At 69.8% G+C, this 10395-nt stretch carries 9 protein-coding genes; 3 read left to right on the forward strand and 6 right to left on the reverse strand.

The window, feature by feature from the left end:
• Positions 1-49: 49 nt before the first annotated feature.
• Positions 50-1201, forward strand: a complete 1152-nt coding sequence (locus tag MKK60_RS09170; RefSeq protein ID WP_243935043.1) for a 2'-deoxycytidine 5'-triphosphate deaminase — start codon at positions 50-52, stop codon at positions 1199-1201.
• Positions 1202-1212: 11 nt separating this feature from the next.
• Here MKK60_RS09170 and MKK60_RS09175 read toward each other — a convergent pair whose 3' ends face one another.
• The 6 genes from MKK60_RS09175 to MKK60_RS09200 all read right to left on the reverse strand — a co-directional run bounded on the left by MKK60_RS09175 (position 1213) and on the right by MKK60_RS09200 (position 8138).
• The gene (locus MKK60_RS09175; protein WP_243985215.1) at positions 1213-2808 is read right to left on the reverse strand and encodes a gamma-glutamyltransferase family protein; all 1596 of its coding nucleotides are present in this window, start codon (positions 2806-2808) and stop codon (positions 1213-1215) included.
• A gap of 9 nt (positions 2809-2817) precedes the next feature.
• Positions 2818-3732 (reverse strand): ABC transporter ATP-binding protein, encoded by a 915-nt coding sequence (locus MKK60_RS09180; RefSeq protein ID WP_243935039.1) that lies wholly within the window; start codon positions 3730-3732, stop codon positions 2818-2820.
• Positions 3732-4763 (reverse strand): ABC transporter ATP-binding protein, encoded by a 1032-nt coding sequence (locus MKK60_RS09185; protein WP_147858752.1) that lies wholly within the window; start codon positions 4761-4763, stop codon positions 3732-3734. Before MKK60_RS09185 ends, MKK60_RS09180 begins: the two co-directional genes overlap by 1 nt.
• A 5-nt stretch (positions 4764-4768) precedes the next feature.
• Positions 4769-5602 (reverse strand): ABC transporter permease, encoded by an 834-nt coding sequence (locus MKK60_RS09190; protein WP_243950113.1) that lies wholly within the window; start codon positions 5600-5602, stop codon positions 4769-4771.
• An 86-nt stretch (positions 5603-5688) separates the two neighbouring features.
• Complete coding sequence (locus MKK60_RS09195) at positions 5689-6633, reverse strand: ABC transporter permease (protein WP_243985217.1); 945 nt, start codon at positions 6631-6633, stop codon at positions 5689-5691.
• Entirely contained in the window at positions 6633-8138 is a 1506-nt protein-coding gene (locus MKK60_RS09200; protein ID WP_243985219.1) for an ABC transporter substrate-binding protein, read from the reverse strand. The genes MKK60_RS09195 and MKK60_RS09200 overlap by 1 nt, the downstream gene beginning before the upstream one ends.
• 638 nt (positions 8139-8776) lie before the next feature.
• Here MKK60_RS09200 and MKK60_RS09205 point away from each other — a divergent pair.
• Positions 8777-9781 (forward strand): glycosyltransferase family 2 protein, encoded by a 1005-nt coding sequence (locus MKK60_RS09205; protein ID WP_243985221.1) that lies wholly within the window; start codon positions 8777-8779, stop codon positions 9779-9781.
• Positions 9782-9913: 132 nt separating this feature from the next.
• Positions 9914-10395, forward strand: a 482-nt coding sequence (locus tag MKK60_RS09210) for a dTDP-glucose 4,6-dehydratase (protein ID WP_243985223.1), incomplete at its 3' end; no start/stop codon positions are given.

A 10395-nucleotide genomic window follows, 5' to 3' on the forward strand; every position in this document is an offset into this window, starting at 1 on the left:
TTGCTCGAAAACGGCCGATGGTGACGGCCGGACGGGACGCGCGAGAGACATGAGCACGACGCCGAGCCCTTCGGTCGAGACCGGCCCTTCGGTCGCGGCAGGCACCGCCACGGGGCAGGGCGCCCCGCGCGACGGCATCCTGTCGGGCGAGGGCATCGCCGCCCTGGCGCGGGCGGGCGGCATCCTGCCGGCCTCGGCCTTCGCCGCCGACCAGATCCAGCCGGCGAGCCTCGACCTGCGCCTCGGGGCGCGGGCTTGGCGCGTGCGCACCAGCTTCCTGCCGGGCGCGGCGCGGGCGGTCTCGGCCTGCGTCGAGCGGCTGGCGTTCCACGAGATCGACCTGCGGCCCGGCGCGGTCCTGGAGACCGGCTGCGTCTACATCGCCGAGCTGCAGGAATCCCTGGCGCTGCCCGAGGACCTCGCGGCGGCGGCCAACCCCAAGAGCTCCACCGGGCGGATCGACGTGTTCACCCGCGTCATCACCGACCGGGCGGAAGCGTTCGACCAGGTCGGGGCCGGCTATCGCGGGCCGCTCTACGCCGAGATCTCGCCGCGCACCTTCCCGGTCCTGGTCCGCACCGGCTCGCGCCTGTCGCAGATCCGCTTCCGACGCGGCATCGTGCGGCTGCGCGACGACGAGCTGGTCGCGCTGCACGCGCGCGCGCCGCTGGTGACCGCGGCGGCGCCGTCCTTCCAGGGGGGCGTCGCCGTCTCGGTCGATCTCGCCGGGTTCGACGGGCTGATCGGCTACCGGGCCAAGCGCCATACCGGCCTCGTGGACGTCGACGCGCCGGGGCGCCACGCGGCGGCCGAGTTCTGGGAGCCGCTGCCGGCCGACGGGTCCGGGTCGCTGATCCTCGATCCCGGCCAGTTCTACATCCTGGCCTCGAAGGAATCGGTGCAGGTGCCGCCCGACCACGCCGCCGAGATGGTGCCGTTCGACCCGCTCGTCGGCGAGTTCCGGGTGCATTACGCCGGCTTCTTCGATCCCGGCTTCGGCTATGCCGGCGCCGGCGGCACCGGCGCGCGCGCGGTGCTGGAGGTCCGCTCCCGCGACGTGCCGTTCCTGCTCGAGGACGGCCAGATCGTCGGCCGGCTCGTCTACGAGCGCATGGAGGCGGTGCCGCTGATGCTCTACGGCGCCGGCGCCGGCTCGAACTATCAGGCGCAAGGGCTGAAGCTGTCCAAGCACTTCGCCTGAAGCGCCCGGACTCAGTATCCCAGCGCGCTGCCGTCCTTGCGCGGGTCCGAGCCGGCCGACAGCATGCCGGCTTCGCGGTCGATCCAGATCACCTGCCCGCCGCCGAGGGGGAGGGGAGCGGTGACCGCGTCGTGGCCGCGGTCCCTCAGGCCGCCGACGAGGCCGGAAAGGCCGCCCTCGACCTCGAGCGTGCCGCCGTAGGCGAAGCTGCGCGGCGCATCAAGCGCCTCCTGCGGGTCGAGGCCGCGGTCGATCAGGCCGGTCAGCAGCTCGACATGGCCCATCGCCTGGTAGTGCCCGCCCATCACGCCGAAGGGCGCGACCGCGCGGCCGTCCCGCATCAGCATGCCGGGGATGATCGTGTGCATCGGGCGCTTGGACGGGCCGATCGTGTTGGGGTGGCCGGCCTCCGTGCGGAACGACAGGCCGCGGTTGTGCAGCAGCACGCCGCTCGACGGCCCAAGGATGCCCGAGCCGAAGCCCTGGAAGATCGAGTTGATCAGCGAGATCGCGTTGCCGTCCCGGTCGACCACGCAGAGGTAGACCGTGTCCTTGTGCGCGCGGGCCGCGAGCTCGGCGCGGATCTCGGGATAGAGCACCGGCGCCTGCGCGCGGGCCATGTCGATCGCCCCGTGGGCGGCCGCCTGCCAGGCGTCGGAGAGCAGGTGCTCGACCGGGATCGCCTGGAGCTCGGGATCGCCGAACAGGGCGTCGCGGTGGTGGTAGCCCTGCTTGCACGCCTCCGCGAAGAGGTGGACCCGGTCGAGGTCGGAGAGCCCGGCGACGTCGAAGGGCTTCAGCACGTTGAGCATCATCAGCGCCGCCAGACCCTGCCCGGCGGGCGGGCATTCGTAGACGTCGTAGCCGCGGTAGCGGGTGCTGATCGGGGTGACGACGTCCGGCGCGGCGCTCGCGAAATCCTCCAGGGTGTGGAGGCCGCCGCGCTCGCGCAGGCGGCTCACGAGATCCTCGGCCACCGGCCCCTCGTAGAAGCCGCGCGCGCCCTCGCCGGCGATCCGCCGGAGGGTCGCGGCCAGCTTCTCGAGCCGCACCACGGTGCCGACCGCCGGCGCCCGGCCGTCGATCAGGTAGGTCGCCGCCGCGTGCGGATCGCCGGCGACCCGGCCGATGCTGCGCGCCCAGTCCCACCCGACCCGCGGCTGAACGGGAAAGCCGTCCTCGGCCAGCCGGATCGCCGGCTGCAGCAGCTCGCCGAGGGAGCGGGTGCCGTGGTCCTCGACGAGCCTCTGCCACGCCGCCACCGCGCCGGGCACGGTCACCGCATGCGCGGAATCGGGCTCGATCGCGACGCCGTTCTCGCGGTACCACGCGTCGTCGGCGGCCGCCGGGCTGCGGCCGGAGCCGTCGATCGCGATCGGCACCGACGCGCCGTTGGGCGCATACAGGGCGAAGCAGTCGCCGCCGATGCCGGTCATCAGCGGGTCGACGACGCACTGCACCGCCACCGCGGCGATCGCCGCGTCGACGGCGTTGCCGCCCGCGCGCAGGGTCTCGATCGCCACCAGCGTCGAGGCCGGGTGCGAGGTCGCGACCGCGGCGTTGGCGGCGTAGACGGGCGAGCGGCCCGGTCCCTCGAAGTTCCTCATGGGCGATCCTCAGCTTCTCGTGGCGACCCAGTGGCCGGGCGCGACCTCGACGAGGTCGCCGCCCTCGGCGATGGGGGAGGCGGGCCGGGCCTGCTCCGCGGCGAGGCGGGCGCGCTCGGCGGCCGGGTCGGGCACCGGCACGGCGCCGAGCAGGCGCCGCGTGTAGGGATGGCGCGGGTCGTCGTAGAGCGCGTCGCTCTCGGCCAGCTCGACGATGCGGCCGCGCCAGAGCACGGCGACCCGGTGGCAGAGATAGCGCACCATGCGCAGGTCGTGGGAGATGAACAGGTAGGACAGCCCCAGCTCGGCCTGCAGGTCCTGCAGCAGGTTGACCACCTGCGCCTGGATCGAGACGTCGAGCGCCGCGATCGGCTCGTCGGCGACGATGAAGCTCGGCTTGAGCGCGATGGCGCGGGCGATGCAGATGCGCTGGCGCTGGCCGCCGGAGAACTGGTGCGGGAACCGCCCGGCGAAGCGCGGCTCCAGCCCGACCCGCTCGAACAGCCCGGCCACCGCCGCGCGGCGCTCGGCCCGGCCCATCTCGGGCCGGTGCAGCTTGAACGCCTCGGAGACGTAGTCGCCGACGCTCATCCGCGGGTTGAGCGCGGCGTAGGGGTCCTGGAACACGGTCTGGATGCGGGCGCGCATGCCGCGCATCGCTCGCGGCGAGAGCTTGGCGAGGTCCGTGCCCTCGAAGGCGACGGTGCCCGCGGTCGGCGGGTTCAGCATCGTCACGGCACGGCCGATGGTCGACTTGCCCGAGCCGGATTCGCCGACGAGCCCCAGCGTCTCGCCGGCGCGGATGTCGAAGCTGACGTCCTCGACCGCCCGGAACACCGAGGCCTTGCCGCCCCACCACGAGCGCAGGGGATAGTGCTTCGAGAGGTTGCGCACCGAGACGATCGGATAGTCCGGGGCCCGCATCACCGTGCCTCCTCCGCTTCGCGCGCCAGGATCGCCGGAAGGTCGTACCAGGCCGCGACGAGGTGGCCGGGCGCGGCGCCGGCGGCCTGGACGAGCGGCGGCGCCTCGGTGCGGCAGCGGGGGGTGGCGTAGGCGTTGCGCGGCGCGAACGGGTCGCCGGGCGGGGGCGCGCGCATGTCGGGCGGCGCGCCCTCGATCTGGCGCAGGCGCCCGCGCCCGGCCCGGCCGCGGGTGAGGTCGGGGAGCGAGCGCAGCAGGCCGAGGGTGTAGGCGCTGCGCGGGTCGGCGAAGATGTCGTCCACCGGCCCGCGCTCGAGGATGCGGCCGGCATACATCACCTGCACCGTGTCGCTGATGCCGGCGACCACCCCGAGGTCGTGGGTGATCCAGATGATCGCCATGCCGATCTCGCGCTTCAGCTCCTGCACCAGGGCGACGATCTCGGCCTGCACCGTGACGTCGAGCGCCGTCGTCGCCTCGTCCGCGATGAGGAGCTTCGGGCGGCAGGCGATCCCGATGGCGATCATCACGCGCTGGCGCTGGCCGCCGGAGAACTCGTGCGGGTACTGGTCGAGGCGGCCGGCCGCGTTCGGGATGCGGACGAGGTCGAGCAGCTCCCGCGCACGCCGGCGCGCCGCGCGGGCGTCGAGGCCGAGATGGATGCGCAGCGGCTCGACGATCTGCGCCGCCACGGTCATGCCGGGGTTGAGCGAGCTCATCGGGTCCTGGAACACGAACCCGATCTCGCCGCCGCGGACTTTTCGGAGCGCCTTCTCGGGCAGGGTGAGCAGGTCGCGGCCCCGGAACAGCACCTGACCGCCGGTGATCCGGCCGGGCGGCCGCGGGATCAGGCCGAGCATGGCCAGCACGTGCACGCTCTTGCCGGAGCCCGATTCGCCGACGATGCCCAGCGTCTCGCCCTCGCGGAGCGCGTACGAGACGCCGTTGACGGCGTGGACCGCGCCGCCGTCGGTGTCGAAGGCGACGGCGAGGTCGCGGACCTCGAGCAGGGGCGTTTCGAGACGCGGCATGTCGCTCATGTGCGGGCCCGCGGATCCAGCGCGTCGCGCAGCCCGTCGCCGAGCAGGTTGAAGCCGAGCACGGCGAGGAAGATCGACAGGCCGGGCCAGATCGCCATCCACGGCGCCTGGTCGAGGAAGTTCTTGGCGACGTTGAGCATCGCGCCCCAGGACGGCTCGGGCGGCTGCTGGCCGAGCCCGAGGAAGGACAGGCTCGCCTCGGCGATGATCGCCGCGGCGATGGTCAGCGTCGCCTGGACCAGGATCGCCGGCACGATGTTGGGCAGGATGTGCACCAGCGCGATCCGCCAGGGCGGGTTGCCGACCGAGCGCGCCGCCTCGACGAACTCCTCCGCCGCCACCGCCTGGACCTGCGCGCGGGTGAGCCGGACGAAGGTCGAGGTCGCCGAGAGGCCGATCGCCACCATGGCGTTGGTCAGGCTCGGGCCGAGGAAGGCCGCGAGCGCGATCGCCAGGATCAGGAACGGGATCGCCAGGAGCGCATCGGTGAGCCGCATGATCGCGCCGTCGACCCAGCCGCCGGCATAGCCGGCGACGAGCCCGAGCGGCAGGCCGAGCGAGACCGCGAGCGCCACCGAGACGAGGCCGGCGCCGAGCGAGGCCCGCGCCCCGTAGACGATGCGGGCCAGCACGTCGCGCCCGACCTCGTCGCCGCCGAACGGGTGGGCCAGCGACGGCGCGGCGCGCACCGCGCCCCAATCGGTCGCCGTCGGGTCGTAGGGCGCGATCCATCCGGCGAACGCCGCCATCAGCACCAGCCCGACGACGATGGCGAGCCCGACGACGGCGCTCCGCCGCGCCCGCAGCCGGCGCCAGAAGGCGCCGAGCATGCCGGGCTCGCGCGGGAGGGTCACCGCTCGTCCCCCCGCCACGGAGGGGGGCGGCAACAACGCGGCGGCGTCGCGATCCATCCCGCTCATGCCCGCCTCAGCTTCGGGTTGACCACGGCCGCCAGCACATCCGCCGCGAGGTTGAGGCCGACATAGGTGGCGGCGGTGCAGATCACGACGCCCTGCACGGTGGCGAAGTCGCGGTTGAACACCGCGTCGACCATCAGCTTGCCGAAGCCCGGCACCGAGAAGATCTGCTCGGTGAGCACTGCGCCGGACAGGAGCTGCCCGAACTCGAGGGCGCCCAGCGTGATGATCGGGATCGCGGCGTTGGGCAGCGCGTGGCGCAGCACCAGGCGCAGCGGCGAGACGCCCTTGGCGCGGGCCGTGCGGACGTAGTCGGAGCCGAGCACGCCGAGCATCGCCGCCCGGGTGTGGCGCATCATCACCGCGCTGATCGCGTTGCCGAGCACGAAGGCCGGCATCGCCATCGCCTTGAGGTTCTCCCACAGGCTCTCCGAGGGCGGGACGTAGCCGGAGGCCGGCAGCCATCCGAGCTGCACCGAGAACAGCAGGATCATCAGGATGCCGAGCCAGAAGTTCGGGATCGACAGGCCCCAGAGCGCGACGCCGTTGGCCAAGGTGTCGGCCCAGGTGCCGCGGCGGGCGGCCGAGACGATGCCCATCGGCACGCCGATGGCCAGGGCCACCAGCATGGCGAGGCAGGCGAGCTCGAGCGTCACCGGCAGCTTCTCGAGGACGAGTTCCGAGACCGGCTTCTGCAGGCGGATCGACTCGCCGAAGTCGCCGGTCAGGACGCCCGCCGCCCAGTAGCCGTAGCGGACGGGGAGCGCCCGATCGAGGTGATACTTCTCGCGGATGAAAGCGATCACCTCCGGGTCGCGCTCCTCGCCGGAGAGCGCGGTCGCGGTGTCGCCCGGCAGCAATTGCTGCAGGGCGAAGATGATCATCGAGGCGAGGACGAGCGTCGGGACCGCGAGCGCCAGGCGGCGGGCGAGGAAGCGCAGCATCAGTTCAGCTTGAGCCCGGTGAAGCGCGCCAGCCCGTCCGGGTAGGCGACGAAGCCCGAGAGCTTCTTGGTGTAGGCCCAGAGCAGCTTGCGGTGCAGCAGGTAGAGGCCCGGGCGGTCGTTCAGGACCCGGTCGGCAAGCTGCTTCCAGGCGGCCTGCCGCTTCTGTGGGTCGACGGTGCCGCGCTCGGCCTGGAGCGCCGCGTCGGCCTCGGCGTTGCAGTAGCGGCTGTAGTTCAGCGGCGTCTTGCAGCCGAGGAAGCTGAAGGTGTTGCCGTCGGGGTCCGGTCGCCCGGACCAGGAATACAGGTAGGCCTCGAAGTTGCCCTTGTCGGCCATGTCGAGCAGCGTGGTGAAGTCGGCGGCCTGGATCCGGATGTCGAAGCCGGCCTCCCTGGCCATCGCCTGGATCACCTGCCCGACCTGCGGCGCCTCGCTGTTGGCGTAGACCGAGAGCGTGATCTGGGGTTTCGGCTGCCCGGCCTCGGCGAGCAGGGCCTTCGCCTTGGCGACGTCGCGCTTGGGCACCGGGTATTCGGTCACGTAGCTCGGGTGCTTGGGCGAGACCCACTGGTTGCCGGGCAGGAACTCGCCGTTGAACACCACCTGGTTGAGGGCGTTGCGGTCGATCGACAGGTCGAGCGCCTGGCGCACCTTCGGGTCGGCAAGCGGCGAGCCGGCCTTGGCGGGGTTCAGCAGGATCTCCTGGAAGCCGAGCTCGTAGACCGATCCGAGCGCGAGCTTGGCGTCGCGGCTGACCTGGGGGACGTCGGTCGGCGCCAGGCGCTCCAGCAGGTCGAGCTGGCCAGCGCGCAGGTTGGTCAGCCGCACGGTGGCATCGGGGATCGGGCGGAACTCGATCCGCTGGATCTGGATCTGGTCCTTGTTCCAGTAATCGGGAAAGCGCTCGACCACGATCCGGTCCTGCGGCACCCGCTCGACGAACCTGAAGGGGCCCGCGCAGACCGGCGCCGTCGAGAACTTGTCGCCGAGCCGCTCGGCGGCCTTGGGCGAGACCATCATCCCGGCCCGATCCGTGAACTGGGCGATCAGCGGCGCGAACGGCGTATTCAGGTTGATCTTGAAGGTCAGGTCGTCGACCACCTCGACGGTGTCGATCGGCGCGATCTCGCCGCGGCGCTGCGAGCCCGGCATCTTGAGGTGCCGCTCGATCGAGAACTTCGCCGCCGCCGCGTTCAGCGGCTCGCCGTCATGGAACCTCACCCCCGGCCGCAGGTGCATGGTCAGGGTCTTCTCGTCGGGCGAAAGCTCCCATTGCGTGGCGAGCTGCGGCACCGGCTTCAGGTCGGGCCCGATGTCGACGAGCTTGTCGCAGAGCGCGGCGAAGACCATGCGGCTGGCGAACGTCCGCGCCAGCGTCGGATCGAGGGCGTCGGGGTCCTCCATCATGCCGTAGCGCAGGGTCTGCGCCGAGAGGACCGTGGACGAGAGCGGCAGGGAGACGAGCAGGCCCGCGATCAGGCAGGCGGCCGACAGACGCGACATCAGGACTTCCCGGGACGGACCAGAGTTTCGAGGCGGATGAGCGGAGCGTGGGCCGATGCACGGGATCAGGCAACCCCAAGCTGGCATTTCGCATTCCAGGCACCATCCGTGCCACCGACGGTTGCCGGTCGTTTCCGGGCGGCCGATCGGAGGCCGTATCGATCTCGATCCGCACGGCCTCGTCCTCGTCGACCAGACGGCGGCCGCCACCGACAGGCTCCGAGGCTCCGGTCGACGCCTCCGCGTGGTGCGCTGCCGCATCTGCGTGCCGCACGGGCACGACGAGACCGCCACCGCCGCCCTCCCAAAGACCCTGAAAGACTTCGACCCAGCATGGCCGGAAACGACCTTGGGAGGTCTCTGGATCGGTGCACGCGGTTTGCCGGATCGCAGGATCGCAGCGCTTCGATCGACCCGTTTCCTCGACCGTTCCCTTCGGGCTAGATCGAAAGGCGTACGCGGCCTCTCCTGAAAATCTGTCATCTCGTCGAGGATTCAGCCTACCGTCAGGCCGGAAGATCGACGCGACCCATTGCAAAACTTGATCTGCTTTATTTCATGGTCACGCAATATAGAGCGATTATATTTCTCTTTAGATTGTCTTTCGTCTGCTCGAAGATGCGGACTCGGAGGTACCGATGTCGGTGACAGTCATAGTGCCAACCCATAACCGCGCCAAGTACATAGAGGCGTGCATCGGAAGCGTGTTGACGCAATCCCACGAGGACTTCGAGCTGATCGTCGTCGATGACGCGTCGACCGATGGGACCCATGAGATCCTCGCGGCTCTCGCCAAGAAGGATGCGAGGATCCGTTTGTTGCGTCACCCGACGAACAGGGGCGGTCCTGCCGCCAGGAATTTGGGGCTGTCGCTTGCGAAATACGATCTGATTGCCTGCATGGACGACGACGACATCATGCTTCCGGACAGGCTGAAATCGCAAATCCGATTCATGGAAGAAAACCCGGACGTCAGCGTTCTGAGCTCGGCAGCATACATGATCGATGTCGACAACAAGATCATCGGAAAGAGCGTCCCGACCATTGATATGGAACGTGGGCTTGCAAGAAAAGACCCGGGCCTCATCGTCAATATCATCCATCCGACTGCGATGTATCGGCGCGATGTCGTTCTCGGCTTGGGCGGCTATCGGAACTATCTTCTGGATGATCGAGACTTGTGGGGGCGAATGGCGACCGCGGGCTTCAAGATCGCCGTGTCGCCCGAGCCTGTCTTGATGCATCGCCGGCATAGCAGCATCATGACGACGCGGATCAACGAGATCTTCGAAAACGGAGATTTCATCGATTTCAACATGATCAGGCGCCTGAACGGCAACACGGAAATAAGCCTGGAACAATATAGGGAAATGCTTCACTCACAATCGATCTGGAAAAAATGCCGCAATTGGAGATTGAAGAGATCCGCTGTCGCCTACAGAATAGCGACCCTGCACTACAGCAGCGGAAACTGGCTTCCGTTCATGAAAAACCTGGCCGTAGCGCTTTCGCTCAACCCGTCAAAGTACGTCGTGCGAACGATCGCGAAAAAGGGAAAATACCTGCTTAGAAAATCGACCCCCAAGCATATTCTACCGCTTGAGATGATCTTTGTCATAAGAATCAAAGACGCCGGATCATGATGCATCGTTGTTCTTTGCGCATCGCGCGGCGTCATTTCAAGCTCATATCTCAGTGCAAGCTACCTGAGATGAAATCGGTGCTGCCGACGGGCTATTTCACCTGAAGCGTCGGAGCAGCTGACGGAGGCCGACATGCGCATCCTGGTGACCGGCGGCTGCGGCTTCATCGGCTCCGCCCTCGTGCTCCACCTGGTGCGCGACCTCGGCCACGACGTGCTGACGCTGGACGCGCTGACCTACGCGGCCAACCCGGTGTCGCTGGCGCCCCTCGCCGAGGATCCCCGCCACCGCCTGGTCGAGGCCGATATCTGCGACGCCGACGCGGTGCGCGCGGCGTTCGCGGACTTCCGGCCCGACGCGGTGATGCACCTGGCGGCCGAAAGCCACGTCGACCGCTCGATCACCGATCCGGGCGCGTTCATCCGGACCAACGGGATCGGCACCCAGGTGATGCTGCACGCGGCGCGCGGCCACCACGAGGGGCTGGCGGCGGACGCGCAGGGCCGCTTCCGCTTCCTCCACGTCTCGACCGACGAGGTCTACGGCTCGCTGCCGCCGGGCGGGTTCTTCACGGAAGGCAGCCGCTACGACCCGCGCTCGCCGTACTCGGCCTC

Origin of the sequence: Methylobacterium sp. J-092 (genome assembly GCF_022829325.1) — a bacterium.
In the GTDB taxonomy this organism is placed as follows: domain Bacteria; phylum Pseudomonadota; class Alphaproteobacteria; order Rhizobiales; family Beijerinckiaceae; genus Methylobacterium.